Below are 26,970 nucleotides of genomic sequence, written 5' to 3'. Positions count from 1 at the left end.
TATTTAACGTTGTGCTTGAGGACGAGTTATGTGGACTAGGGGACGGGTTATCGAACGTATTGATTGGAGTGATAAATTATTTTCGCTGCGGATAGCGGCCGAACTGGCGCCCTTTATTCCGGGTCAATTTATTAAACTCAGCCAAGTGCAAGATGATAAGCGTGTCGCCAGAGCCTATTCCCTCGTAAATTCCCCCGATAAACCCTATGCCGAAATCTTGGCTGTCGCCGTAGAAGAAGGGCTGTTATCCCCGCAATTACAAAATCTTGCCATAGGCGATGAAATTGAGATCACCCCAACCGCCACAGGCTTTATGACCTTGGATGAGATCCCTAAGGGAGCAGGGCAAGGCCGGCACTTATGGCTGTTAGCCACGGGGACGGCCGTGGGGCCATTCTTATCTATGTTAGATACGCCAGAGCCTTGGCAGCGTTTCGAAAAAGTCGTGCTTATCTATGGTGTCCGCGAAGCTAAAGACTTAGCCTACCTCGATAAAATAAAGGCTTATGCCACGCAATATCCTGATCAGTTTATCCTGTGTTTAACCGTCACCCGTGAAAAGGTCGACGATGCACTGCAATGCCGTATTCCCGATGGTCTCGTCTCGGGCGAAATTGAGCGTAAAGTGGGGTTAACTATCAATGCAGCGGATTCGCAGGTGATGATTTGTGGTAATCCGGGGATGATCAGCGGCGCGCAGGCTGCGCTGCTCGACAAAGGATTAGCTAAAAACCTACGCCGCGCTCCGGGACAAATTACCGTCGAGAAATATTGGTAATCGGTTGAGTGTTAATGATAAATAATTAGTCTTAATCGTTTTAATGTCAGTCATATAGAAGGATTTTTTGATGAAGTTGCTCTGCTCCCTCGCTTCACCCTATGCTCGCTGTGTTCGCACATTAATCCGTTATTTAGGGATTAAGGATATCGAAGAAGTCTTAGTCAATCCGATGGAAAACACCGCCGAGCTGCTCGATGTTAACCCGCTTGGGCAGATCCCTTGCCTCATCACCAACGATGGTGTGCCTATCTTAGATAGCGAAGTGATTATGCGTTATTTAGACGCCGAGTTAGGTGAGCAGCAGATGTTTGGCGGCCAAGTAAATAATTGGGTGTTGCAGTGCCAATATTCGATGATCAAAGGGCTGATCGACAGTGCGGTAAAATTGCGCCAAGAACAAATGCGTGAAGAGGAAGGGGTGAGATCGGCCTTTTGGACATCGCGTTTTGAGCAAGCGCTGCTGCGCGGTTTGATGCAAATGGAACATCAGAGTGTGATTACTCAAGCAACGATTCAGGCACCGCAATTAGCCTTAATCTGCTTATTAGATTATGTGGATTTCAGACATCCAGAACTCGATTGGCGTAAAGTGGCTCCCGCGACCTCGCTCTGGTTTAGTGAGATGCGCGATCTCCCCGCGTTTGTGGAAACTCGTCCAGCATAAAAGACATTAGTGGTCTGTTGAGCGGCGGCCTCTATGGGTCTCACGGCGATTATGTTCACCAAACGCGCCGTAGAGATCCTTAGTTATGCCGTAATCGACTCTACGGTCGTTACCCGTTTGGCGTCTATCATCATAGTGTTGATAGCGGCACTGACAATTGGCCATAGTGCATTCTTCCATTGGGAGTTCAGGGGCTTCCTTTGAAAGGAAACGTTTTCCTTTGAGCTCATCTACCTGCTCACAACAACTGCCGTCATTTTCGATGCTGACGCAATGGAAGCGCCTTTCTTGCCCTGCAAGCCGTTGATTTTTCTTTTTCGCGTTATCCATGAGTTTGACAAAATGCTTGCGCTTTTTAGGCCCCCGTTTGAGCACCATAAACGCGAGTAGCGCTATCACGACGACAAGCAGCAGTAACGCGCCTAACATAACGCCTCCTCATGTATTTTAAGCGAATTAAGGTTCAGTTTAGTTTGGTTTGAGATAATCTCCAGTTTTAAGTTTAATTTCATTAAAAACAAAAAGTTAATCAATCTATTGCCCTAGTTCATTTGATCTATTACTCTTGCGCAACTGATAACTATTATCATTAATAGTCTTGAGAATTGACTCACGCTTGCTGTCATCATTTTGAGGAGAAATCGCTAATGAAATGGGTAACTTGTGCCGCTTTACTTGGGTTAATGTCGGTTGCGCAGTCTGCACATGCGGATGAAAAATTAACGGTTTATTCCTATCGCCAAGCGTTTTTGGTTGAGCCTATTCTGAAGCGCTTCACCGATGAAACCGGCATTGCTGTGAATGTGGTATTTGCGAAAGACGGTATTGCCGAGCGGATCGCCCGTGAAGGACGCTTATCCCCTGCGGATTTAGTGTTAACTTCGGATTTCTCTCGCTTGGTCGAATTAGTCGACAAAGACCTGACTTCTCCCGTGAAAAGTGAGCAGCTCAATAGCAATATTCCCGCGCAATACCGCGATCCCGATGGACAATGGTATGCCTTAACGATGCGTGTGCGTAATCTCTATACGGCAAAAGATCGCCTCGGCCCACAAGCCATCAGCTACGAAGAGCTGGCCGATCCTAAGTACAAAGGCAAGATCTGTACGCGCAGTGGTAAGCATCCTTACAATATCGCCTTAGTCGCGTCGATGATCGCCCACCACGGTGAGGCCGATACTAAGACTTGGTTGCAAGGCGTGAAAACCAACTTAGCACGTAAGCCTCAAGGTAACGATAGGGCGCAGGTGAAGGCGGTTAAAGAAGGCTTGTGTGATATCGCTATCGGCAATAGCTACTACTACGGCAATATGCTGCAAGATCCTGAGCAAAAGAGCTGGACAGAGGCTGTGGCGATTAACTTCCCGAATCAAGCCGATCGCGGTGCCCATGTGAACGTTTCTGGTATGGTACTGACTCGCCATGCGCCGAATAAAGACAATGCCATCAAGTTGATGGAGTTCTTGTCTGCGGATGTGGCACAAAAAGCCTATGCCGAAGTGAATATGGAATATCCTGTCAAAGCCGATGTCGCGCCTTCAACCTTGGTTGCCTCGTGGGGCGAGTTTAAATCCGACCAATTACCGATTTTCAAGCTGGCGGAATACCACCAAGCGGCGGTGAAATTGTTAGATGAAGTTCAGTTCGATCTCTAGTTGAGCGGTTATAGCGACTAGAAATAGTAAAAGTGAAAGTGCGCCTTAAATGGCGCACTTAGGTTAAAGGATCCACATGATTTTAGGATTAGCCAGAAGCTGGTCGCTTACTGGTTATGCCATAGCCGCGCTACTGGTGTTACCCCTCTTTGCGTTAATTCTTCAGGCGGCGCAGCCCGATGAGGCCGTCTTTGGTCATCTGTTCTCCACCGTACTACCCACCTATATCTCCAACAGCCTATGGTTGATCCTGTGGGTGAGTATTGGCTCACTCTTGCTGGCATTGCCCTGCGCTTGGTTGATGGCGCGTTGTGAGTTTGTCGCTAGGCGTTATCTGCAATGGGCTTTATTGCTGCCCTTGGCCATGCCAGCCTACATAGTCGCCTACGTGTATACCGATTTACTCGATTACGCAGGTCCTGTGCAAACCTGGCTTCGCTCAGTGTTTGGTTGGAGTTCGCCGCAGGATTACTTTTTCCCCGATATCCGTACCTTAGGCGGCGCGGCGTGTGTGTTGTCGCTGGTGCTCTTTCCCTATATTTATCTGTTGGCGCGCACCGCGTTTATGGAGCAATCCTTAAGCTTGGCCCACGCATCGAGGATTATGGGCTGCTCGCCGTGGCAGAGTTTTTGGCGTTTATCCTTACCTATGGCAAGGCCCGCTTTGGCCGTGGGCGTGGCCTTAGTGGCGATGGAGACGGCGGCTGATTTTGCCACGGTTAACTACTTTGCCGTACCCACCCTGACCACGGCCGTGTACGACACTTGGCTGGGTTATGGCAATTTGACGGCGGCGGCTAAGCTCTCGGCCATTATCCTCTTGGTCGTGTTTAGCTTGATTGGGGTAGAGCGTTTTGCCCGCCGTAAACTGCAGTTATTCCAAAAGCAGTCCCGTATTCAAGCGAGCGATTTATATCGGCTCTCACCGATGCAAACCCTGCTTGCCCTCGGCTATTGCATCACCTTGCTCGTGCTGGCCTTTGTACTGCCAAGCGGGATTTTACTCTCCTATGCCATCGATTATTTTGAGCAGAGCTGGGATCCGATTTTCTGGCAATTGAGTGTGAATAGCTTGAGCCTTGCGCTTATTACTAGCCTAGTGTGCTGCGCGATTGCATTGATATTGATGTTCATCCGCCGCGTGAGCCCAAGGTCGAGCGATGCGCTGCCATCACGCTTGGCCTCGACTGGCTATGCCTTGCCTGGCACTGTGCTGGCGATTGGCGTGCTGGTGCCGTTAACCCTGCTCGATTTTGCGATCAATGATGTAGCCGATTGGTTGGGGATGACAGGCCCAGGGCTGTTGCTTACGGGCAGTACGGTCGCACTGGTTTTTGCCTTTTGTGTGCGCTTTGTGGCTATCGCCATCGGCAGTGTCGAGACTAGCTATAAACGTATTTCGCCGTCACTGGACATGGTGAGCCTGACCCTGGGGCAGAGCCCAAGACGACTATTGCAAAGAGTGCATCTGCCGCTGCTCACTAAGGGCTTATTTGCTGGGGCGCTACTGGTGTTTATCGAAAGCATGAAAGAATTACCGGCGGCATTGTTGCTGCGGCCCATAGGGTTTGAGAATCTCGCCACCTATGTATTTCAGTTTGTCTCAGACGAAAAGCTTGAACATGGCGCCTTGCCCGCCATTGTGATTGTGCTCGTGGGCTTAGTCCCGCTGATTTATTTAAACCGTTCCTTGGAGCAAGATAGCCGATGACCAGCACCCTCAATCTTCATCAAGTTCATAGCGATTATCAGGGCCAACAGGTACTCAAAGGCTTAGATTTAACCCTTGCTCAAGGGGAAATCCTTGCGCTGTTAGGCCCAAGTGGCTGCGGCAAAACCACTTTGCTCAGGACGGTGGCAGGATTGCAGGCTATCAGCCAAGGTGAAATTCAAATTAATGGCAAGACGGTCAGCGGTGCAGGACAATTTGTGCCGAGTGAGCAGCGGGGAATTGGGATGATTTTCCAAGACTACGCTTTATTCCCCCATTTGACCGTCGCCGAGAATATTCTCTTTGGCGTAGCAAAATTAACGGCTACGCAGCGCAAGGCGCGCTTGGATGACATGCTTGCCCTAGTGAAACTCGAAGGTTTAGCCAAGCGTTATCCCCATGAGTTGTCCGGCGGGCAGCAGCAGCGGGTGTCTATTGCCCGCGCGCTTGCCTATGAGCCGCAATTACTGTTACTCGATGAGCCTTTTTCGAATATCGATGCCCAAGTGCGCCACAGCATGATGGCGGAGATCCGCAGCATTCTCAAACAACGTAATGTCAGCGCGGTATTTGTGACTCACAGTAAGGACGAGGCCTTCGTCTTTGCCGATACCTTGGCCATTTTTAACCAAGGTGTGATAGTGCAGCATGGCCGCGCCGAAGACTTATATGCCGCGCCTAATAGCCGCTATGTGGCGGATTTTCTGGGCAGTGGTAACTACTTACCCGCTGAAGTGCTCGATGGTCATAGCGTTGTCACTCCGATTGGCGAGCTGCGCAGCCTGACCCCCTTGTCGCAATCCCATGCTTTCAATGGCCAAGTGTTTTTGCGGCCACAGCAATTGGCGCTCAGCGCCGATGATGCGGGTGTGGGGACGATTACCGAGCGGCGTTTCCTCGGGGCATTTTGCCATTACTGGGTGAAAGTCGAGGCGGCGTCCCACGCCCATTATGTTGAAGTGCGCAGTCAAATCATGCAGTTGAATGTCGGACAGCGAGTGGGATTAAGCACTGAGCCACATTCTCTGGTGCTATTTGAGTCTTAAGCAGGTCGCAGAGGATATGTCACTGTGTCAGCATAAAGTATGACATTTTTGCTTACGTTTAACTTGGTCAAAAAAACGCTAGATTGATGATATTTTCAGCCTTCCTTGTTACCTTAATTCCTCCAGAGTGGGAGGAATTATGATAAAAACAATAAAATCAATTTGTACCTTAGTCACAGTGGCGACAGCAATGTCGTCATCAGGAGTGTTGGCCATGGATAGGATCACGGGTAAAGCCTTTGCGACGCGCTCAGAAGTGTATGCCACCCATGGGATGGCGGCGACCAGCCAACCGCTAGCGACTCAGGTGGCGATTGATGTATTAAAACAGGGCGGCAGTGCTGTGGATGCGGCGATTGCCGCCAATGCCATGCTGGGCTTAGTCGAGCCTACTGGCGCTGGGGTTGGTGGCGATTTATTTGCCATTGTCTGGAGCGCTAAAGATAAAAAGCTTTATGGCCTCAATGCTTCGGGTCGTAGCCCCAAATCCTTAACCCTAGAGAAGCTCAAATCCCTCGGATTAGATTATTTACCTCCCTTTGGGCCGCTGCCCGTGTCGGTTCCCGGTGCGGTGGATGGATGGTACGAGCTGCACGATAAGTTCGGCAAACTGCCAATGGCCGATAATTTAGCCCCAGCCATTCGTTATGCCCGCGAAGGTTGCCCCGTTTCTGAGCTGATTGCCTATTACCTTAATGGCAGTGGTAAAAAACTCGCTAAATTCCCCGGTTTTAAAGAAACCTATATGCCCAATGGCAAAATGCCTGCGATGGGCGAAATCTTCAAAAATCCTGCATTAGCGAACACCTATGAGAAAATTGCCAAAGGCGGCCGCGATGCCTTTTACAAGGGTGATATTGCCAAAAGTATTGATAAATACATCAAGGCTCAAGGTGGCTATTTAAGTTATGAAGACTTAGCCAGCCATACTAGCGACTGGATTGAACCCGTATCGGCCAACTACCGTGGCTACGATGTGTGGGAACTGCCGCCCAATGGGCAGGGGATTGCTGCACTACAGATCTTAAAAACCATGGAGCCCTTCGATGTTGCGGCCATGGGCTTTAACAGCCCCGAATATGTGCATTTATTCGTAGAGGCCAAAAAACTCGCCTTTGCTGACCGTGCTAAATTCTATGCCGATATGGCTTTTAACAAAGTGCCTGTAAAAGAGTTGATTTCGCAGCAATACAATTACGAGCGCGCCAAACTTATCGACTTAAACAAGGCGGCTAAGAGTGTCGATGCTGGGAATCCTGCGCTGCAACATGGGGATACTGTATATCTCACCACTGCTGATAAAGACGGCAATATGGTGTCGCTGATCCAGAGTAACTACCGCGGCATGGGCTCGGGTATGACGCCACCGGATCTCGGCTTTGTATTGCAGGATCGCGGGCAGATGTTCGATCTCACCGAAGGTCGTTTCAACACCTACGCGCCGGGTAAGCGTCCCTTCCATACCATTATTCCCGCTTTTGTGACTAAAGACGGTAAACCTTGGTTGAGTTTTGGGGTGATGGGCGGTGCAACGCAGCCGCAAATGCACGCGCAGATTATTGTTAATCTGATTGATTTTAAAATGAACTTGCAAGAAGCGGGCGATGCCCCCAGAATTTTGCACACAGGTTCGACCGAGCCTACGGGCGAGGTGATGAATGACGGCGGCTATGTGAGCTTAGAATCAGGCTTCCCCGTTGAAACCCGCCGTGAGCTAATTAAGAAAGGCCATGTGCTACGCGATGGTCTCGGTGATTTTGGCGGATACCAAGCCATTGGTTTTAATGCCGAAACGGGCGTTTACCGCGGCGCATCAGAGAGCCGTAAAGATGGTTATGCCGCAGGTTACTAAGGCATAATTCGCCTTTGGCGTAATGAACGCCGAAGCTTGCGTAAGACGAATTGACGAGGCGTAATGGCCTCGTCAATTTTTATATTCCAGTCTACAAACGTGTTTACATTACAAAGACGGACAAACTGTGCGTTACTTAATGTCATTTTCAGGTAAAGTTGCGGATAATATTGCCGAAAATGAATCGACAAAAGGGTGATAACCAGATGGATATTCAAAATATGCCGCGTGAACAGTTGGGTGTGTGTGCAGAGGGAAACTTACATAGCGTCTATTTGATGTTTAATGCGAGCGACAACGATAACGTTGAATCGCAATTGCGTCCCTGTATTGCCAACGTTGCGCAGTATATTTATGAGTTGACGGATCAATACTCCGACAGCGCATTCAATGGTTTTGTGGGCATAGGCGCCAACTATTGGGACAGCCTCTATCCCGATGCTCGCCCCGAGATGCTCAAACCATTCCCAGCGATGCAAGCGGGTAACCGTGAGGCGCCAGCGATCGAATACGATCTGTTTGTGCATATTCGCTGCGACCGCTACGACATTTTGCATTTAGTCGCCAACGAAATCAGCCAAATGTTCGAAGACTTAGTCGAGTTAGTCGAAGAGGAACGCGGCTTTAGATTTATGGATAGTCGCGACTTAACAGGCTTTGTCGATGGCACTGAAAATCCGAAAGGGCGCCATCGTCAAGAGGTTGCCTTGGTCGGGGATGAAGAGCCTGAATTTAAGGGCGGCAGCTACATTCATGTGCAAAAGTACGCCCATAACTTGAGTAAGTGGCATAGATTACCGCTTAAAAAGCAAGAAGATATTATCGGTCGTACTAAGCAAGACAACATCGAATACGAGTCGGAAGATAAGCCATTAACCAGCCATATCAAGCGGGTCAACCTCAAGGATGACAACGGCAAGTCGATTGAGATTTTGCGCCAGAGCATGCCTTACGGTTCGCTCAAGGAGCAAGGGCTGATGTTTATTTCAACCTGTCGCACCCCAGAGCACTTTGAGAAGATGCTCCACAGCATGGTGTTTGGCGATGGTGCGGGTAACCACGATCACTTGATGCACTTTACCAGTGCCTTGACGGGGTCTTCTTTCTTCGCCCCAAGCTTAGATTTTTTGATGCAGTTCGATAATTAAGCCTTTGTAAACCGCGACTCAACGCACTGAGCCTTAAAGCCTCAGTGCGTTTTTGTTTGTGGGCTTAACTCGCCGTCGTCCACTTGCTGAGATCCTGCTGCCACTGCTGGGCGGTAAAATCGATAAAGGCGCGCACCAGCGCTTGTTGATAACTGCGGGAGAGGTACACCGCCCAGAGGGTTTGCCCTGGCGCCGTGTATTCGGGGAGCACTTCTTGCAGTTGGCCACTGGCGAGATAGGGATTAGCTAAGTCACAGGGCAAGTAGGCAATGCCATGCCCGCGCAATGCGGCGCTAACCAGCACTCCCATTTCATTCGCCATCAGATTCCCCATTGGTTTAATCAGCTCACTCTGTTGCTCCTTGAGTAGCTGCCAGTGTTGCTGCGAGCTATGAATAAGGCAATTATGGCTGAGTAGATCGTTAGGGACGGTTAGCGGCTCGGCTTGAGCCAAGTAACTGGGCGCGGCGCACAGCACGGCATCTATGCTCATCAGTTTGCGGGCAATCAAATTCTCATCGGGCTGCTCGGTATAGCGCAGTGCCACGTCCACCCGCTCATCCACCAACTGGGCAAAACTGTCCGACATTAACAGCTGAATATTGACCTTAGGGTGCAATTTTATAAAGCGATCGACCACATCAAACAGACTGTGCTGCCCAAGCCCGACGGGCGTAGCGATGCGAATACTGCCAACTAATTCGGTGTTATGACTATGGGCGCGGCTTTCCATTGCGGCGACTTCGCTCAGCACCCGCTGACAATATTGCAGGGCTTCTTCCCCCTGCAGAGTGAGGCTGACGCTGCGGGTCGTGCGGTGCAATAAACGTAAACTCAGCCATTGCTCAATTTCTTGAATATGACGTGAAACCTGTAGGCGACTGAGATCGAGGTGTTCTGCGGCCTTAGTAAAGCTGCCACAGTTGGCCACTTCGATAAAGCTGCGCATGGCGGCGATTTTATCCATTAGTATCTCAATCTGAAATAATCATGCTCATTTATCGATATTTATCACGTGAAGTGTCGCAAGTAAACTGGTCTCAATTTAAATCAGTAGCGAGACTTATCAAATGAAAATTGCAGTATTAGGTGCATCAGGTTGGATTGGCGGAACCATTTTTAACGAGGCGCTGAGCCGTGGTCATGAAGTGGTTGCCTTAGTGCGTGACCCAAGCAAGCTTGGCGAAACAGCAGCAGAAGTGCGTAGTGTTGACCTGACTCAGCCATTGGAAGCCGACACATTTGCGGGTGTCGATTTAGTGATTGCCGCAGTGGGTGCGCGCGCCGAGCAGAATCACGGCTTAGTGGCAAAAACGGTCAATAATCTATTAGCCGTGTTGCCACAGGCAAAAGTGCCACGTCTACTTTGGGTCGGTGGTGCGGGGAGTTTAGAAGTGGCACCGGGAGTGACCTTGGTTTCAAGTCCAGACTTCCCGCCTGCCTATAAGGATGAAGCCTTGGCTCAAGGTGAGGCATTGAAGGCATTTCGCGCCGCCAATACTATGGTTAACTGGACTTTTGTCAGTCCAGCGGCAGAAATTTACCCAGGCGCCAGCGAAGGTCCTTACCGTTTAGGCGGAGATAGCTTCTTTACCGATGCGAATGGTCAGAGCAAGATTTCAGTGGCCGACTACGCCAAAGCGATGCTCGATGAAGCGGAAAACGTGGCGCATCCTAATCAAAGGATCAGTGTGGCTTACTAAGGCTATAGACTCTGGTCGACGACTAATGTCGATGAGTTAAGGTCAATAAGCTAAGGTTTGTGAGCTCGGGGTGACGAGTCTTTGTTCCAAGCAAGCGTCATTCAAGCCAACAGATAGGTCTTATGCTGTAACGTAATCGGGACACTAGCCCTGAAATGAGGGCAATGTTGGACTGAAAAGCGTACAGATAAAAGAGAACAGGTCAGCAAGCTGACCTGTTTTTTTATTCTGCGTAGTTGAATAAAGATTTGATGGTTTCCAAGGTATCGGCGATATCTTGGATGCTGGATGGACAAATAAAGATAGTATCGTCTCCGGCAATGGTCCCCAAAATCCCTTCTGGCTTACCGATGGAATCCAATAAACGGGCAATTAATTGCGCGGCGCCAGGGCTGGTGCGAACGACAATCATGGCTTGGTTATGGTCAACATCGAGCACTAAGTTCTTTAACGGGCTGCCTGCGGTAGGCACGCCTAGTTCAGCGGGTAAGCAATAAACCATCTCCTGCTTAGCGTTGCGGGTGCGTACTGCACCGAACTTGCTGAGCATCCGAGACACTTTCGATTGGTTAATATTGCTAAAGCCTTCTGCTTGTAAAGCGGCGACAATTTCACTCTGGGAGCCAAAGCGCTCCTCTTTTAAAATCGCCTTAAAAATTCTAACAAGGTCATCCTGATTCTTGGTCGTTTGCATAGTCTTATTCTTTATTCAAAAAAACAGGCGTATTTTGAATAGTTTTGGTCAAACTGTCAACAAATAACCATTATGACTGAATAAAAATGCAATTAACGGATGGCTGGATAGCCGTGTTGTCGGTATTGATATTGAACTAGAGTAAATATTCAACATTGGAATGCTCAGTTTCGCTAAAACTTTGTCTCCACGACTAAGGGATAATTGAAATTAACGTGACATTCCAGTAATGTGACGCCAACGGAAATTAGATCCATGTCACACATATCCGAGAAATAACGGAGATAACTATGAAAGTTGCTGTACTTGGTGCTGCTGGTGGTATCGGCCAGGCTCTCGCCCTACTGTTAAAAACTCAATTACCTGCGGGTTCTAAACTGTCTCTATACGATATCGCACCGGTTACTCCGGGTGTTGCGGTTGACTTGAGCCACATCCCTACTGCGGTTGAAATCAAAGGTTTTGCTGGTGAAGATCCAACGCCTGCACTGGAAGGTGCTGACGTTGTTCTAATTTCTGCTGGTGTTGCGCGTAAGCCTGGTATGGATCGTTCAGATCTGTTCAACATCAACGCAGGTATCGTTCGTAACCTGATCGAAAAAGTGGCAGTGACTTGCCCTAAAGCCTTAGTGGGTATCATCACTAACCCAGTAAACACCACTGTTGCTATCGCAGCAGAAGTGTTGAAGAAAGCGGGTGTTTACGACAAGAATCGTCTGTTCGGTGTGACGACTCTGGACGTTATCCGTTCTGAAACTTTCATCGCTGAGTTAAAAGGCTTAAACGTTGCTGACGTTAAAGTGAACGTCATCGGCGGCCACAGCGGCGTGACTATTCTGCCATTACTGTCTCAAGTGGAAGGCGTGACTTTCTCTGATGAAGAAGTCGCTTCTCTGACCAAGCGTATCCAAAACGCGGGTACAGAAGTGGTTGAAGCTAAAGCTGGTGGCGGAAGCGCGACTCTGTCTATGGGTCAAGCGGCTTGCCGTTTCGGTATGTCTCTGGTTCGTGGTCTACAAGGCGAAGCTAACATCGTTGAATGTGCTTACGTTGACGGCGGCAGCGAGCACGCAGAATTCTTCGCTCAACCAGTGCTGTTAGGCAAAAACGGTATCGAAAAAGTACTGCCTTACGGTGAAGTGAGCGCATTCGAAGCTAACGCCCGTGATTCTATGTTAGATACGCTGAAAGGCGATATCAAACTAGGCGTTGATTTCGTTAAGTAATCCATCTGGATTATCAAAAACGGAGCCCAATGGCTCCGTTTTTTTATGGGCAGAATTTGAGTCTTTACTTGAGGCTAATACCAATCACATTAAATATCTAATCAGTTCAGAGCCTCACAGGCATTTCAATCCAAGGCGCATTGACGCAGAAATGGTCATTCCCTTTTAAGTCAATGCAACACCGGAGTGGGATGCCTGTGAGGCTCCCGAAGGGCGGGTTTCAACGCGCTTTATACTGCGTTTAAGGCTTTCGACAGAGCACCACTATGCCTTCAAGCCTTCGCCTTGTCTAAAGCGCGTTGAACTCCCGCTGAATGAACAGATATTTAATACGATTGGTATAACTACTTAGGCAGTTGGCATTGATTGTCGCAGCGCGCCTTGCCCGTCAGTAAGTAAGAGATGCGGTATCTGTGCTTGGCGAATCTCAGGTAGCACCAATCCGCGATAGGTTTGATAAGCGGTAAGCGTAGCACTTGTACCCAAGGGCGAGTGCCAGTTAGTGCCCATGCTTTGCAGGTGACATCTAGCCCTAGCAGCACGTCGCCAGAGGCGGTTTCGCCATGGAGAATGGTATTGGCGTAGTCTTTATCGATATAGCTGAATCGAGAGCTGAAATTGTCAGCATTAAGATCCACAAGTTCGATGCGATCATCGGGATCGCGCGCTTTAAGCTGACGCATTTCGGCGCAACATAAAGGGCAATTGCCGTCGTAAAAAATTCGCAGTTCCATAGGGCTTCCTCGATTAAACTCGCCTCGAGTATACGCAGGCGCCATCATTTTAGATCTAAATCGCGCAGCCTTTCATACCTTAATAATTAGGCGCAAGACAATAAAGACAGTAACATTCTGCGTATTACACTGCTTTATTGATAATTTAGCTAACTAGATTTGCCCTGCATTGAACGCACAAGCCCGTACTCGGCAAATAACAGGATGAATATGACAGCTCCCATTATTATCACTGGCGTGGGTAAACGCATTGGCTACGCCCTCGCGAAACACTTGCTCGCCCAAGGGCACAAGGTGATTGGCACCTATCGCAGCCATTATCCCAGCATCGATGAGTTGCAGTCTTTGGGCGCGACCTTAATCCAATGCGATTTTTACGATAATGCGCAGCTGCAAACCCTGATTGAGCAATTGAGCCAATACCCCAAAATCCGCGCCATTATCCATAATGCCTCTGACTGGCTGCCAGACAACAGCCCAAGCCTTGCCGCCCATGAAGTCATGCAGCGCATGATGCAGGTGCATGTGAGCGTGCCCTATCAAATGAACTTGGCCTTAGCCCCGCAGCTGCGAGCGGGAGCCGAGGGCGAGATTGGCGCCAGCGATATTATCCATTTCACCGATTATGTGGCCGAAAAGGGCAGTGCCAAGCACATGGCTTACGCGGCCAGCAAGGCGGCGCTGGATAACTTAACCTTATCCTTTGCGGCGCAATTGGCACCCGAGGTCAAAGTTAATGCGATTGCTCCGGCGATGATCCTTTTTAATCCGAGCGATGATGAAGCCTATCGGCAAAAGACCTTGGCTAAGGCCATCTTGCCAAAAGAAGCTGGAAATCAAGAGATTATCACCTTAGTGGATTATCTGTTGGCGAGCCGCTACGTTACAGGGCGTAACCACAATGTCGATGGTGGGCGGCATTTAAAGTAAAGCTGCGTGATAGCAGTGAACTTAATCAAGTTCTGGGTTTAAAAAAGTAACTGGATTTAAAAAAGTAGCTGGATTTAAAGGAATAAACGGCCTAGTCGAACCGCCATTCTCTGCTTGGGGTGATGATAAAGGGTAAAGGCACATCCCAATGCTCGCAGGGCAGGGCTGTCACTTGCTGGCAATCATGGGCGTAACCCATGGGCAGAGGTTTACCTTTGTTGTGCCAATTGGCAAGCGTTCTGTCGTAATAGCCGCCGCCCATGCCCATGCGATTACCTTTGATATCAAAGGCAACCAGCGGGGTGATCACCACATCGAGCCGTTCAATCGGCATCACGGCGCGCACATCCAATTTCGGCTCTAAAATGCCAAATTGATTCGGCTGCATTGGCGAGTCGGCTTGGTAATGCAAAAACAATAATTGCCCTGCATTAAAGGGGTGGAGCCGTGGCAGATAGGTGTGAATCCCCTGTTGCCAAAGCGCTTCGATAAGCGGGGCGGTTGCCAGTTCACCATCGTGGGTGAGGTAAAGTGCGACATGCTGGGCATTCAGCGTGCTGAGTTTTTCGAGCATTCGCTGACCTGCGGCAAGGCTTGCCTCTGCCTGCTGCTCTGTCGAAAGCGAGCGGCGAGCCAAGCGGATCTGTTTGCGTAATTCGTCGCGGCTTAGAGTTGGGTTTAGCGATTGGGTATCAATTTCAGACTGAGTGCCGTGTGGCCCCTTGACTGTTGGGGCTGATGTGTTCGAGACAGGTGAAGTGATAGACATAAATAAGATGCTCCCCAGAATGCCGCTACCGGTGTAGCCCTTGAACCGTAGGTTCAAGGCGGGTAAATGATTACCTCCTAAGGCTTCTCGGTACGAGCCGAGCATGCTCAATGTCAGTAAAGCATTCACCCTGAGATCAAAATTATCGGCACAGGGACATTACCAGTTGGCCTGCACCCCAGGGAGCAAAAACGGTATTGAATCGCTAAAATCTTGGCATAAAAAGTATAGGCCAGTTTAGCCATTCACTGTGCAACTCTTATCAGATAGATGGTGCTTGGCACCGAGTGGCACAGTCTAAATCTATTTGGTTGAACGCTCAACTAAGGCGTTTTCCAAGGTTGACTGCAACAGGCTGATGCGGTCATCCATTTGTTTCATATAGTGCTTATTCTTTTGCTTTTCTTGGAACAACTCGTGTCCAATATTCAGCGCCGCCATAATGGCAATTTCTTCGCGGCTTAAGCTATTAGTGCGATTTTTTAAGGTGGTTAGCTGTTGCTCAACCCCTTGCGCCACAACACGTAAGGCATCTTCCTGACCTTTCGGGCAGGCGATAGAGTAGGTGCGCCCTAGCAGGGTGATTTCAACTGCACTATTACTCATTCGAAGATGATCCTTTTGTTGGCATCGATAGGGCGGACTATATAGGGCTGATATTAAAAGTGCAAGGTGAGCCGCCGATGGATTGCACATTCGCCGTTTTGTTTGCTGCTTGTGTGAGCAGTTGCCGGAATTTTTATCTTCGCCCCCAAGAATGCCGGATCAGAGTTGGTTCAAGTCTTTATCTCTGCTAGCATTGCTGCTGGAAAATTCTGATTGGAATCTGATATGGCGACCCCTCCTTCGTTACGCATCGACAGCTTAAAAATCGCCCTCGATGCGGCTGAAATTGGTCAGCATCCCGTGGAAGTGCACGGTGCCCTTGTGGGTTTAATCTGCGGTGGCGTAGAGCAAACTGGTGATCTGTGGATTAAACCTTTATTTGACCTGATGAATGATGGTCAGCCTTTACCGGCGCCTCTGCATCAATTGGTGTGTGAGCTATTCCAAGACTCGGTTGCCCGTTTAGGTGATTTTGAGTTTGGCTTTATGCCACTGCTTCCAGAAGAGGAAGAACCGTTAAGTCAACGGGTTGAGGCCTTATCCCTGTGGACGCAGAGCTTCTTAACGGGCATCGCGATTATCCAGCCTAAGCTGAATAAAGCCTCGGCCGAAGTGCGTGAAGTGATTAAAGATCTGGCCGAGATCGCTCAGGTCGAATTCGATGTGGCCGACGATGAAGAATCGGAAACGGCTTATATCGAGTTACTGGAATTTGTGCGTATCGCCGCCATTATGTGCTATTCCGAGTTCGGCCCTGAGCCAAGCCACGGTGAAGGCGACGATCCAGCGGTGATCCATTAATCACTAACGAGAGAGGCGGAATCATTCCGCCTTTAATGAGTTTCAAATCTAACATCCTGATGGCGAAACGCTTTTAGCCATGCCATAGCTTGAATGAGAACCCCATGACGGTAGCAGAGCACATGGATAATTCAGTTCAAAATGTCGATATTGCCATTGTTGGTGGCGCCATGGCGGGGGCGACCCTGGCGCTGGCCTTAGCGCGTTTGTCTGGCACTGAAAAACCTTTATCTATTGCCTTAATCGAGGCGCATCTTCCCGATAACAGCCATCCCGGCTTTGACGCTCGCTCCATCGCCATTGCCCATGGTTCCATCTTCGAGTTATCCCGTTTAGGTTTATGGCCGAAACTGGCGCATTTAGGCACGGCGATTAAGGATATCCACGTATCCGATCGCGGCCATTTTGGCATGACGGAACTCAACGCCAGTCAGTTTCACTTAGATGCGCTGGGGCAAGTCGTCGAGCTTGAAAGAGTCGGCCAAGTGCTGTTTAGCGAGCTGCACAAGACTCAGGTTAAGCTCTATTGCCCTGCAAAACTGTCAGAGTTAATTCCTGCTAACGAGAGCCACACCCTAGTGCTCGATTCTGGCGAGCGCATTTGCGCTAAGTTGGTGGTCGCCGCCGATGGCTTGCTGTCTAAGGTGCGCAGCAGTTTTAATTTGCCCATCACCCAAGTGGCGTTTGAGCAAACCGCGATTATCGCTAATCTGCAAACCGATAAGCCGCACCAGCACTGGGCCTACGAACGCTTTACCGAGACGGGCCCACTGGCATTATTACCGATGGCAGATAGCCAAGGCCAACCGCGTTTATCCCTCGTTTGGGCACTCGACGATAGCCGTGCCCAAGCGATGCTCACAGCGCCCAAGGCCGAGTTTTTAGCGGCGCTGCAGCATGCCTTTGGCTATCGCGCCGGCCAGTTTATCGACGTCAGCGAGCGCCATGCTTATCCGTTAAACCTGTCCTACATGCCAAGGCCGATTCACCATAGATGCGTGTTTATCGGTAATGCCTCCCAGACTCTGCACCCGATAGCGGGGCAGGGGTTTAACTTGGGTCTTCGGGATGTCGTCAGCCTGCTCGAGGTGCTGCAACGCGCGCTGGCGCAGGGTGAGGATATTGGCGGTGTCGCCGTCACCCATAGCTATTTGCAGGCCCGTGAGGCGGATAGAAACAGCACTATTCGCAATATTGAATTTTTAGTCCGTGGCTTCTCTAACCAATACTGGCCCTTGGCCCTTGGGCGTAATCTGGGATTGCGTCTGTTATCTTGGTTCCCGCCACTGAAAACCCCCGTCGCGCAGAAGGCGATGGGCTGGAAATAATCATTACTGGTATCGCAACGCGAAAAGGATGTACCCATGTTAAGTTCACAAGCCTATGACATTGCCATTGTGGGTGGCGGCATGGTGGGACTCGCCACCGCGATAGGATTGGCGCAGGCCAACTTGAATGTCGTCGTGATCGATGCCCAAAGCACCCAAGCCGTGAGCGGTGAGCCAAGGCTTAGGGTCAGCGCCATCAATAAGGCGAGCCAACGTTTGCTCGAGCACCTCGGCGCTTGGCACTATTTAGATGCCAGCCGCGCGACGCCTTATCAAAAAATGGCGGTTTGGGATAAAGACGGCTTTGGCAAAATTGCCTTCGATGCCAGCAGCATCAGTGAACCTAGCCTTGGCGCCATTATCGAAAATGATGCCATCAGCTACGCCCTCGCCAAGCGTGCCAGTGAATTTGACAATATCACCCATATCGAAAACCAACGCATAGAGCGTATCGCCTTTGGTGAACGTGAAGCTTGGTTGACCTTAGCCAATGGCACCGATGCCGAAATCGAAAGTGTGAGCGCCGCACTCGTGATTGCCGCCGATGGTGCTAATTCTTGGGTGCGCGAACAATGTAAGATCCCATTAACTTTCTGGGATTATGGCCACCATGCGATCGTGGCGACCATTCGCAGCGAAATGCCGCACCTTGCCACCGCCCGCCAAGTCTTTTTGCAGGACGGCCCGCTGGCCTTCCTGCCGTTATATGAAGAAAACCTCTGCTCCATTGTCTGGTCAGTGCCGCCTGAGCGCGCTAACGAGTTACTCGAGATGGCGCCGGAGCAGTTCGAGCGTAATCTCACCGCCGCCTTCGATGGCCGCCTCGGGATCTGTAAGCTTGAAAGTGAACGTCACGCCTTCCCGCTGCGGATGCGCTACGCCCGTCATTTTGCCCGCCACCGTTTAGTGCTCGCGGGGGATGCGGCCCACACCATCCATCCATTAGCTGGCCAAGGGGTAAACTTAGGCTTCCTCGATGCCGCCAGCATTATCGAAGTCATCGGCGAGTTGCACGATGCGGGTAAAGATATCGGTGATTATGCCCAGCTGCGCGCCCTTGAGCGTTGGCGCAAGGCCGATGCGATGGAGATGATTGCGGCAATGGAAGGCTTTAAGCGTCTGTTCGAGGGTAGCAATCCCCTTAAAAAAGCCATTCGCGATCTGGGACTCAACCTCGTTGATAATGTCGCTGGGCTGAAAACAGTGTTCATGCAACAGGCCATGGGTAATAAGTCCTCACTCCCCAAGTTATGTCGCTAGCCTAGGTTGCGCTAATGTGATCAGAATTGCTGATAATATCCGTATACCCAAATAACCAGCAGATACGAGTTTCAGAGCGCCTAAGGTGCGCCAATTCAAGGCGCATCAATGAGAAAATGTCGGGCACCTTTTGAATTGATGCAACGCAGAAGTGGCGCGCCCTAGACGCTCCGTCCCGGCGGGTTTTAACGCACTTTATGCTGTGTTGGTTATTCTTAACTTAGCCCACTAGGTCCTCAAATAACCGCCTTGCCTAAAGTGCGTTAAATTCCCGCTGAATCCGGCATCTTCTGGTTATTTGGGTATATCTTTTGGTGGCAAGCTGCGCAAATCTCGCTTTCGTATGTAAAAAAATTACATGTTGAAGATGAGAAAATCTAATGACACTGGCTTCGGATTAGAAAAATCTCCTGTATACAAATTTGTGACGCAAGGTATAATTTCGCCGCATTTTAGACCCTAGTACTTATACCAATCACGATAAATATCTGATCAATTCAGAGCGAATCAGGCGTTGCAGTGACAGACGCATTGAGACCGAAAGAACCCCTTTCAAATTGATGCATCGTGGAAGTGAAATGCCGATTAGCCAGATATTTAGCCGGATTTGTATCACCCTACGCTAGGCAGAGACCTGAAAAAGGCCGCAAAAAAGGGATAACAATGGCTAATAAAACTGTTCTGTTTAACAAGCACTTAGAATCAAACGCTAAGATGGTCGACTTCCACGGTTGGGATATGCCCCTCAACTATGGTTCACAAATCGAAGAACACCACGCCGTGCGTCAAGACGCAGGTATGTTCGACGTGTCCCACATGACTGTGGTTGATGTGACCGGAACCGACGCTTGTGCATTCCTCCGTAAGTTGCTCGCCAACGATGTGGCCAAACTTAAAGTTCCTGGTAAAGCCTTATACGGCGGCATGTTAGATGACAATGCCGGCATCATCGACGACCTAATCACTTACTACCTCACCGACACTTTCTACCGTGTTGTTGTTAACAGCGCGACCCGCGAAAAAGACTTAGCCTGGATCGCCAAACAATCCCAAGGTTTTGATGTCACAGTGACCGAGCGTCCTGAGCTGGCGATGATCGCCGTTCAAGGTCCTAACGCTAAGGCCAAAGCCGCCGCCGTATTCAGTAGCGAGCAAAATGCCGCCATCGAAGGTATGAAACCTTTCTTCGGTAAGCAAGCGGGTTCTCTGTTCATTGCGACCACAGGTTACACTGGTGAAGCGGGCTACGAGATCATCGTGCCAGAAGCGGAAGCCGAAGCTCTGTGGCAAGCTCTGTTAGATCAAGGCGTTAAACCCTGTGGTTTAGGCGCCCGCGATACATTACGTCTCGAAGCCGGTATGAACCTCTACGGCTTAGATATGGACGAAACCATCAACCCGCTGGCCGCCAACATGGGCTGGACCATTGCATGGGAGCCAACCGACCGTGACTTTATTGGTCGTAAGGCGCTTGAAGCCCTGCGCGATGCGGGAACCGACAAATTAGTCGGCCTGGTGATGGAAGAAAAAGGCGTGTTACGCCATGATATGCCAGTATTTTTCACCGATGCAGCGGGTGTTGAGCAGCAAGGCGTGATCACTAGCGGTACTTTCTCACCTACATTGGGCTATTCTATTGCGATGGCGCGTGTTCCTAGTTCAATTGGGGATACGGCGGAAGTCGAGATGCGTAAAAAGCGCGTGGCTGTTAGAGTAGTAGCGCCAAACTTTGTGCGCAACGGTAAACAAGCATTTTAAAAAAACGGAACAAGGAACAAGAACAATGAGCAATATTCCGACAGAACTGAAATACGCCTCTTCACACGAATGGATCCGCAAGGAAGAAGACGGTAGCTACACTGTGGGTATCACTGAGCACGCTCAAGAGCTGTTAGGTGACATGGTTTTCGTTGAGCTGCCAGAAGTGGGTGACACTGTCACGGCGGGCGACGACTGTGCAGTGGCGGAATCAGTGAAAGCGGCTTCTGACATCTACGCGCCAATCTCTGGTGAAGTGATTGCCGTCAACGAAGCACTGGAAGATTCTCCAGAGCTGGTAAACAGCGACGCTTACGGCGAAGGCTGGTTCTTCCGCGTTATGCCTTCTGATGAATCAGAAATTGACGCTCTGCTCGATGCAGAAGGTTACCAAGCTGTAATCGACGAAGAATAATCGTCGACGCTAACGAAGCCCTCAGGGGCTTCGTTTGTTTTAGCGCAAGTTTGACATAACAATAGCCCGTTTATCAGTACCCTACAGTCCTGAGCGACGGCAAATCTGGAACAAGGTTTATCATGACCAAGCAAACCCTCACTCAGTTAGAACAGCACGATTTATTCTTACGTCGCCATATCGGCCCGGATAGCAGCCAACAACAAGAAATGTTGAACTACGTTGGTGCTGAGTCTTTGGACGATCTGACCGCGCAAATCGTGCCTGAGTCGATCCGTTTAAGCCAAGAGTTGAGTATTGGTGATTCCTGCGGCGAAGCCGAAGGCATTGCCTACATTCGTGGTTTAGCCAAACAAAACCAAGTCTTCAAAAGCTACATTGGTATGGGTTACTACGGTACCCAAGTGCCTAATGTGATTTTGCGTAACGTCTTAGAAAATCCAGGTTGGTACACGGCGTACACGCCCTATCAGCCAGAGATCGCCCAAGGCCGTTTAGAAGCCATTCTAAACTTCCAACAAGTGTCGATGGATTTAACCGGTTTAGATTTAGCCTCAGCTTCACTGCTGGACGAAGCGACTGCTGCCGCCGAAGCGATGGCGCTGGCTAAGCGTGTGTCTAAAGCCAAAAAAGCGAACATTTTCTTTGTAGCCGATGACGTATTCCCACAAACCTTAGACGTAGTGAAGACTCGTGCTGAGTGTTTTGGTTTTGAAGTGGTGGTAGGTCCTGCCCATGAAGCAGTAAACCACGAACTGTTTGGTGCTTTGTTCCAATATTCAAACCGTTTCGGTCAAATCACTGACTTCACCGACTTATTCGCCGAATTACGCGCGAAAAACGTGATTGTGACAGTGGCTGCCGACATCATGGCATTAGTGTTACTCAAGTCACCGGGTGCCATGGGCGCCGACGTGGTCTTCGGTAGCGCGCAGCGTTTCGGTGTGCCGATGGGCTTTGGTGGCCCACACGCGGCCTTCTTCGTGGCCCGTGACGAGCACAAACGCTCTATGCCTGGCCGTATCATCGGTGTGTCAAAGGACACTCGTGGTAACCGCGCACTGCGTATGGCGATGCAAACTCGTGAGCAACATATCCGCCGCGAAAAAGCCAACTCAAACATTTGTACCGCGCAAATTCTGTTAGCGAACATGGCGTCTTTCTACGCCGTATTCCACGGCCCACAAGGCCTGAAAACTATCGCATCACGCATCAACCGCTTTGCTGATATCTTAGCCGCGGGCTTACAAGCTAAAGGCGTGAGCTTAGTGAACAGCACTTGGTTCGATACCATCAGCATCAAAGGCTTAGACGTTGCAGCAGTCAATGCTCGCGCACTGGCCGCTGAAATGAACCTGCGTTTCGATGCTGACGGCATTGTCGGCGTGAGCTTAGATGAAACCACTATCCGCACCGATATCGAAGCGCTGTTCGATGTGATTTTAGGTGCAGGCCATGGCTTAGACGTTGCCGCATTAGATGCGCAAATCGTGGCGCAAGGTAGCCAATCGATTCCTGCCTCTTTAGTGCGTCAAGATGCCATCCTGAGCCACCCAACCTTCAATCGCTACCAAAGCGAAACCGAGATGATGCGTTATATCAAGCGTCTCGAAAGCAAAGACTTAGCATTGAACTACTCAATGATTTCATTGGGTTCATGCACCATGAAGTTAAACGCTGCGGTTGAAATGATCCCAGTCAGCTGGCCAGAATTTGCCAACATGCACCCATTCTGCCCACTGGATCAAGCCAAGGGTTACACCCAACTGATTGAAGAACTGTCTTCATGGTTAGTGAATGTCACAGGTTACGATGCCGTGTGTATCCAACCTAACTCTGGCGCACAGGGTGAATACGCGGGTCTGCTGGCGATTCGTAAATACCACGAGTCTCGCGGCGAAGCCCACAGAAACATCTGCTTAATCCCACAATCTGCCCACGGTACTAACCCCGCATCGGCGCAATTAGCCGGTATGCAAGTCGTGGTGACTGCCTGTGACAAGCAAGGTAACGTGGATTTAGAAGATCTGAAGGCCAAAGCGGCTGAAGTGGCAGAAAACCTGTCATGTATCATGATCACTTACCCATCGACCCACGGTGTGTACGAAGAATCTATCCGCGAGATCTGCAATATTGTGCACCAGCACGGTGGTCAAGTGTACTTGGACGGCGCCAACATGAACGCCCAAGTTGGCTTAACCTCACCAGGCTTTATCGGTGCCGACGTATCGCACCTTAACCTGCACAAAACCTTCGCCATTCCACACGGCGGCGGTGGTCCAGGTATGGGCCCAATCGGCGTGAAAGCGCACTTAGCGCCGTTCGTCGCGGGTCACGTAGTGGTGAAACCAGGCCGCGAAAGCGATAACAACGGTGCAGTATCGGCTGCGCCATACGGCAGTGCTGGCATTCTGCCAATCAGCTGGATGTACATTAAGCTGCTCGGTTCAAAGGGCCTGAAAAAGTCGACTCAAACTGCGCTGTTAAACGCTAACTACGTTATGAAGAAGCTGTCTGAACACTACCCAGTACTGTTCCGCGGCCGTAACGATCGCGTCGCGCACGAATGTATTATCGACCTGCGCCCCATCAAAGAAGCCTCTGGCGTGACCGAAATGGATATCGCTAAGCGTCTGAACGACTACGGTTTCCACGCGCCAACCATGAGCTTCCCTGTAGCGGGCACGCTGATGATTGAGCCAACCGAATCTGAGTCTAAGGTTGAACTGGACCGCTTTATCGACGCTATGGTGTCAATCCGCGCCGAAATCGCTAAGGTTGAAGCAGGCGAGTGGCCAGCGGACAACAACCCGCTGCACAACGCACCACACACTATGGCCGATATTATGGACCCAGCATTCGATTCACGCCCATACAGCCGTGAAGTGGCCGTGTTCCCAAGTGCCGCAGTGCGTACTAACAAGTTCTGGCCAACCGTTAATCGTATTGATGACGTGTACGGCGACCGGAATTTGTTCTGTGCGTGTGTGCCGTTATCAGACTATGAATAATAATTGCTGCTTAGGCTCGCTACTGCGGCGTTGAATCTCAGCTTTCGTGCTCATTGACAGGAGTCAACTCCGCGCGAAAGCTTTCAATCCGCCTTGCATTAGCTTCGCCAGCAACGCAATTATGGACATACAAAAGCGAACCCTTAGCGGTTCGCTTTTTTATTGGTTAGTTATTCATTCTGCCGAGATTGAGCAGCTAATTAGCTTTATAAGTCGCTGATAATGCGGTGTTGCTCATTGCCTGCCGCAGGCTTTAGCACTGTTACACCAGTGACTCGCCGTAAATACTTCCCTGTAGGCTCTGCTAAAACATCCATGTTTTAGAAGGTCACTGGTGCAACAATGCCAGTTCTGGTGTAACCGTTGAGTGGAGAGTTATGCCTGTCCTGTTTTTCGCTTACTGAGCTATTTAGAAGAAGCGAATTAATACCAATTGTCTTGTTGATCTTGGTTAGAACAAAAATTGCTTTGAACGAATTGCCCATTCTTTGTGTCTCTGCAGCGATACTCTCCACTGCCAGGGAGAAAATCCCACGCACTATCATAGTCGCAATAATACCCCTTGCATGACACGTCCGAGTAATTTGACCTGCTTTGAGAAGCGCCAGAGTAGTTTGAACCACCACCTTGCGATGCATCATAAGCGATTGCAACTACTCCTAATACAACTACTGGGAGCATAACTGTATTGAAGATACTGAACTCTTCGTTGTAAGCAAGGTCTTCCTCGCCAGTATAAAAGTTGCGACTGGTAGTACATCCTGAAATAACAAGTGCGAAAGCAATCCCAGCAACTAAGATCCTAATTCGATGCAAAACAAAATACTCCATAGTAAACGATACGGCATTCTATCGTCGGTTTAAATGTAGCTATTTGATTTAAAACAAAGAAAATGACTTATTGGGTGGGTTTGAGTTTTAATTCGACAGATCTCAATAGATCGACAAATATATCGGATATTCTAAATATATCATTATTAGACGATGATTATTTTTGCTCAATTTTAAAGCAAGTAAAAGTCCACATTTATGTTTTATGTGTATTATCTCTGACGAGTTGAGTCGTGCGAATTGGCTATTTTGTGGCTTCTGGCAACTGTATTCCCCAATTGCCTGCCGCAGGCTTTTGCATTCTCTTATATAAGCTACACCAGTGACACGCCGCCCATGATGTAAACATTAGTCGTCCCTGTAGGCTCTACTAAAACATCCTGTTTTAGAAGGTCACTGGTGCAACAATGCCAGTTCTGGTGTAACCATTAAGTGTTGAGTTATGCCTGTCCTGTCATTCTGTATTGCATTAGCTTCGCCAGCAACGCAATTATGGAATAGTTAGCTTCATCTGAATTTGAAGCATTAAAAAGCGACCGAAAGGTTAACACCGATCAGTTAAGGCATTGATCAGTTGAACGATCCTACGGATGGTTAACAATACCCTCAGTACACTAATTGCTGAGGGTATTTTTTATGTTGGCTCACTGGCTGATTGATGTCGATACGTTTGCTGCACCAGAATCACTGGCTCTCTTCCAAAAAGAACTCCCGCTCGAATGGATAGAGCAAGCCCTTGATTCTACCAATAAAGCCAGCATGAGACGGCGTAAGTTACCCGCCGAACTTGTCGTTTGGCTAATTGTCGGTATTGGCTTGTATCGGGATAAACCCATCACGGAAGTTTTAGATAAACTAGACCTCAAGCTTTCCAACCACTTAGGGGATTCTGTTGCACCAAGTGCTATTCCTCAAGCGAGAAAGCGCCTCACCGCCCAACCTTTGGAAGCGCTTTTTAAACTGACAGCAGCCCATTGGACCCAGCAGGAAGATAGCGATGACAAATGGTTTGGACTGAGTTTACTTTCTGTCGACGGCACTCAGTTCCGCACCCATGATACCGCCTGTCTTGCAGAGCACTTCCAATACATCAAGTACAATGAAAACCACCATACTGAATACCCGATTGTTCGATTATGTGCCCTCACATCGCTGCGAAGTCGTTTATTACATGATGTTGTCTTTGGGCCCAGCTCGACAGGAGAGGTCTCTTATGCCAAACAGCTGGCCGCTTCAGCCCCCGCTCACTCCCTGACGATTTTTGACCGCTGTTACCTCAGTGCCGAGTTGATGATTAATTGGCAACGGCAACATACGACGAGTCACTGGATGACGCCGATAAAATCCAACACGCAATATGAAGTGGTTGAGCAACTGGATAAGGAAGGGCGAGACCTTTTAGTGGAAATGAAAGTGTCAGCCCATGCTCGGAAACAAGACCCAAGCTTGCCGGAGAAATGGCAAGCCCGCCTTGTCCTGTACCCTAAGCCAGAACAACCTAATCACGTCATAGGTGTTCTCACCTCCTTAACGAGTCTGGAATATGGTACGCAGTCATTACTGGATGTGTATTTTGAACGATGGGAAATAGAGAACAGCTACGGAGAGATAAAGCACAATATGCTCGAAGATGAAGTGCTGCTACGAAGTCAGTCTGTGGAGGGGGTAATACAAGAAATCTGGGGAATATTGATAGCTTACAATTTGGTTCGCCTGGAAATCAGTCGTATTGCGAGAGAGGCGCAGGTATCGCCATTGCGTATAAGTTTTATGATGGCATTGAGAGATATTCAGGATGAGCTGATGTGGTGTGCGATAGCCTCCCCCGGCTCCATCCCGAGAAAGCTAAGGGCCATGCGGGAGAGAGTTAAACGCTACATACTGCCCCAAAAAAGAAAACGGCCCAAAGCAAGGACCGTTCGTATCAATAAAACTCGCTACCCTGTTCGCTCTAAACACCTTAAGTGATAGGTGTTAACCGAAAGGTCGCTTTTTTATTGCCTACCGCAGGTTATTTTGCGCTAGTGATACATATGACTTAAATAAA

At 49.5% G+C, this 26,970-nt stretch carries 24 protein-coding genes and 1 other RNA gene; 17 read left to right on the top strand and 8 right to left on the bottom strand.

Translation table 11 applies throughout. The features are described from left to right. The first annotated feature begins 28 nt into the window (after positions 1-28). Together N5E87_RS17865 and N5E87_RS17860 are read left to right on the top strand one after the other, a co-directional pair. Positions 29-778, top strand: a complete 750-nt coding sequence (locus N5E87_RS17865) for a ferredoxin--NADP reductase (protein WP_279775584.1) — start codon at positions 29-31, stop codon at positions 776-778. 70 nt (positions 779-848) lie between these two features. Further along, positions 849-1,445, top strand: a complete 597-nt coding sequence (locus N5E87_RS17860; protein ID WP_279775583.1) for a glutathione S-transferase N-terminal domain-containing protein — start codon at positions 849-851, stop codon at positions 1,443-1,445. Between the two features lie 6 nt (positions 1,446-1,451). On the opposite strand, the gene N5E87_RS17855 is transcribed toward N5E87_RS17860, so the two are convergent. Next, a complete protein-coding gene (locus N5E87_RS17855; protein ID WP_220053885.1) occupies positions 1,452-1,874 on the bottom strand; it encodes a hypothetical protein in 423 nt (140 codons plus the stop codon). A gap of 218 nt (positions 1,875-2,092) precedes the next feature. Between N5E87_RS17855 and N5E87_RS17850 the strand changes: the two genes are divergently transcribed. From N5E87_RS17850 to N5E87_RS17830, 5 genes are all read left to right on the top strand, one after another. Then, entirely contained in the window at positions 2,093-3,100 is a 1,008-nt protein-coding gene (locus tag N5E87_RS17850; RefSeq protein ID WP_279775582.1) for a Fe(3+) ABC transporter substrate-binding protein, read from the top strand. 76 nt (positions 3,101-3,176) lie between these two features. Next, complete coding sequence (locus N5E87_RS17845) at positions 3,177-4,811, top strand: iron ABC transporter permease (protein ID WP_279775581.1); 1,635 nt, start codon at positions 3,177-3,179, stop codon at positions 4,809-4,811. Beyond that, the gene (locus N5E87_RS17840; protein WP_279775580.1) at positions 4,808-5,857 is read left to right on the top strand and encodes an ABC transporter ATP-binding protein; all 1,050 of its coding nucleotides are present in this window, start codon (positions 4,808-4,810) and stop codon (positions 5,855-5,857) included. Before N5E87_RS17845 ends, N5E87_RS17840 begins: the two co-directional genes overlap by 4 nt. A gap of 139 nt (positions 5,858-5,996) precedes the next feature. Beyond that, the gene (ggt, locus tag N5E87_RS17835; protein ID WP_279775579.1) at positions 5,997-7,709 is read left to right on the top strand and encodes a gamma-glutamyltransferase; all 1,713 of its coding nucleotides are present in this window, start codon (positions 5,997-5,999) and stop codon (positions 7,707-7,709) included. A 206-nt stretch (positions 7,710-7,915) separates the two neighbouring features. After that, entirely contained in the window at positions 7,916-8,857 is a 942-nt protein-coding gene (locus N5E87_RS17830) for a Dyp-type peroxidase (protein ID WP_279775578.1), read from the top strand. A 64-nt stretch (positions 8,858-8,921) separates the two neighbouring features. Here N5E87_RS17830 and N5E87_RS17825 read toward each other — a convergent pair whose 3' ends face one another. Then, positions 8,922-9,824 carry a LysR family transcriptional regulator gene (locus N5E87_RS17825; protein ID WP_011718298.1) on the bottom strand — a complete coding sequence of 301 codons (903 nt, stop codon included), beginning with the start codon at positions 9,822-9,824 and terminating at the stop codon, positions 8,922-8,924. Between the two features lie 103 nt (positions 9,825-9,927). On the opposite strand from N5E87_RS17825, the gene N5E87_RS17820 reads away from it, so the two are divergent. Beyond that, positions 9,928-10,560, top strand: a complete 633-nt coding sequence (locus tag N5E87_RS17820; RefSeq protein WP_279775577.1) for an NAD(P)-dependent oxidoreductase — start codon at positions 9,928-9,930, stop codon at positions 10,558-10,560. Between the two features lie 223 nt (positions 10,561-10,783). Here the strand turns inward: N5E87_RS17820 and argR are convergent, their stop codons facing one another. Next, positions 10,784-11,254 carry a transcriptional regulator ArgR gene (argR, locus tag N5E87_RS17815; protein WP_011624073.1) on the bottom strand — a complete coding sequence of 157 codons (471 nt, stop codon included), beginning with the start codon at positions 11,252-11,254 and terminating at the stop codon, positions 10,784-10,786. Between the two features lie 290 nt (positions 11,255-11,544). On the opposite strand from argR, the gene mdh reads away from it, so the two are divergent. After that, positions 11,545-12,480, top strand: a complete 936-nt coding sequence (mdh, locus tag N5E87_RS17810; protein ID WP_011718296.1) for a malate dehydrogenase — start codon at positions 11,545-11,547, stop codon at positions 12,478-12,480. Positions 12,481-12,824: 344 nt separating this feature from the next. Here mdh and N5E87_RS17805 read toward each other — a convergent pair whose 3' ends face one another. Then, positions 12,825-13,214 carry a DUF393 domain-containing protein gene (locus N5E87_RS17805; RefSeq protein WP_279775576.1) on the bottom strand — a complete coding sequence of 130 codons (390 nt, stop codon included), beginning with the start codon at positions 13,212-13,214 and terminating at the stop codon, positions 12,825-12,827. A gap of 210 nt (positions 13,215-13,424) precedes the next feature. On the opposite strand from N5E87_RS17805, the gene folM reads away from it, so the two are divergent. Beyond that, positions 13,425-14,144 carry a dihydromonapterin reductase gene (gene folM, locus N5E87_RS17800; protein ID WP_279775575.1) on the top strand — a complete coding sequence of 240 codons (720 nt, stop codon included), beginning with the start codon at positions 13,425-13,427 and terminating at the stop codon, positions 14,142-14,144. A 91-nt stretch (positions 14,145-14,235) separates the two neighbouring features. On the opposite strand, the gene N5E87_RS17795 is transcribed toward folM, so the two are convergent. The 3 genes from N5E87_RS17795 to N5E87_RS17785 all read right to left on the bottom strand — a co-directional run bounded on the left by N5E87_RS17795 (position 14,236) and on the right by N5E87_RS17785 (position 15,519). Then, positions 14,236-14,913 (bottom strand): 5-formyltetrahydrofolate cyclo-ligase, encoded by a 678-nt coding sequence (locus N5E87_RS17795; protein ID WP_279775574.1) that lies wholly within the window; start codon positions 14,911-14,913, stop codon positions 14,236-14,238. A gap of 7 nt (positions 14,914-14,920) precedes the next feature. Continuing rightward, a non-coding RNA gene (gene ssrS, locus N5E87_RS17790) (6S RNA) lies at positions 14,921-15,101 on the bottom strand. 115 nt (positions 15,102-15,216) lie between these two features. Then, positions 15,217-15,519 (bottom strand): cell division protein ZapA, encoded by a 303-nt coding sequence (locus tag N5E87_RS17785; protein WP_279775573.1) that lies wholly within the window; start codon positions 15,517-15,519, stop codon positions 15,217-15,219. A gap of 225 nt (positions 15,520-15,744) precedes the next feature. Between N5E87_RS17785 and N5E87_RS17780 the strand changes: the two genes are divergently transcribed. The 6 genes from N5E87_RS17780 (at position 15,745) to gcvP (ending at position 24,092) form a co-directional block, all read left to right on the top strand. After that, on the top strand, positions 15,745-16,320 hold the full coding sequence (locus N5E87_RS17780) for a UPF0149 family protein (protein ID WP_011718291.1): 576 nt from the start codon (positions 15,745-15,747) through the stop codon (positions 16,318-16,320). Between the two features lie 104 nt (positions 16,321-16,424). Further along, the gene (gene ubiH, locus N5E87_RS17775; RefSeq protein ID WP_279775572.1) at positions 16,425-17,648 is read left to right on the top strand and encodes a 2-octaprenyl-6-methoxyphenyl hydroxylase; all 1,224 of its coding nucleotides are present in this window, start codon (positions 16,425-16,427) and stop codon (positions 17,646-17,648) included. Between the two features lie 36 nt (positions 17,649-17,684). Next, positions 17,685-18,908: an FAD-dependent oxidoreductase gene (locus N5E87_RS17770; RefSeq protein ID WP_279775571.1), complete on the top strand. Its 1,224-nt coding sequence runs from the start codon at positions 17,685-17,687 to the stop codon at positions 18,906-18,908. Between the two features lie 663 nt (positions 18,909-19,571). Further along, on the top strand, positions 19,572-20,666 hold the full coding sequence (gcvT, locus tag N5E87_RS17765; RefSeq protein ID WP_037428462.1) for a glycine cleavage system aminomethyltransferase GcvT: 1,095 nt from the start codon (positions 19,572-19,574) through the stop codon (positions 20,664-20,666). A 25-nt stretch (positions 20,667-20,691) separates the two neighbouring features. Continuing rightward, on the top strand, positions 20,692-21,081 hold the full coding sequence (gcvH, locus tag N5E87_RS17760) for a glycine cleavage system protein GcvH (protein WP_099457001.1): 390 nt from the start codon (positions 20,692-20,694) through the stop codon (positions 21,079-21,081). A gap of 122 nt (positions 21,082-21,203) precedes the next feature. Further along, complete coding sequence (gcvP, locus tag N5E87_RS17755) at positions 21,204-24,092, top strand: aminomethyl-transferring glycine dehydrogenase (protein ID WP_279775570.1); 2,889 nt, start codon at positions 21,204-21,206, stop codon at positions 24,090-24,092. Positions 24,093-24,412: 320 nt separating this feature from the next. Here the strand turns inward: gcvP and N5E87_RS17750 are convergent, their stop codons facing one another. Further along, positions 24,413-24,733, bottom strand: coding sequence for a hypothetical protein (locus tag N5E87_RS17750; RefSeq protein WP_279775569.1), 321 nt, complete (start codon positions 24,731-24,733; stop codon positions 24,413-24,415). 826 nt (positions 24,734-25,559) lie between these two features. On the opposite strand from N5E87_RS17750, the gene N5E87_RS17745 reads away from it, so the two are divergent. After that, entirely contained in the window at positions 25,560-26,891 is a 1,332-nt protein-coding gene (locus N5E87_RS17745) for an IS4 family transposase (RefSeq protein ID WP_043015601.1), read from the top strand. Positions 26,892-26,970 lie beyond the last annotated feature (79 nt).

Origin of the sequence: Shewanella sp. GD03713, assembly GCF_029843705.1 — a bacterium.
GTDB lineage: Bacteria > Pseudomonadota > Gammaproteobacteria > Enterobacterales > Shewanellaceae > Shewanella.
Note: the sequence above shows the minus strand (reverse complement) of the source record. Positions and strands in the feature narration are given on the sequence as shown.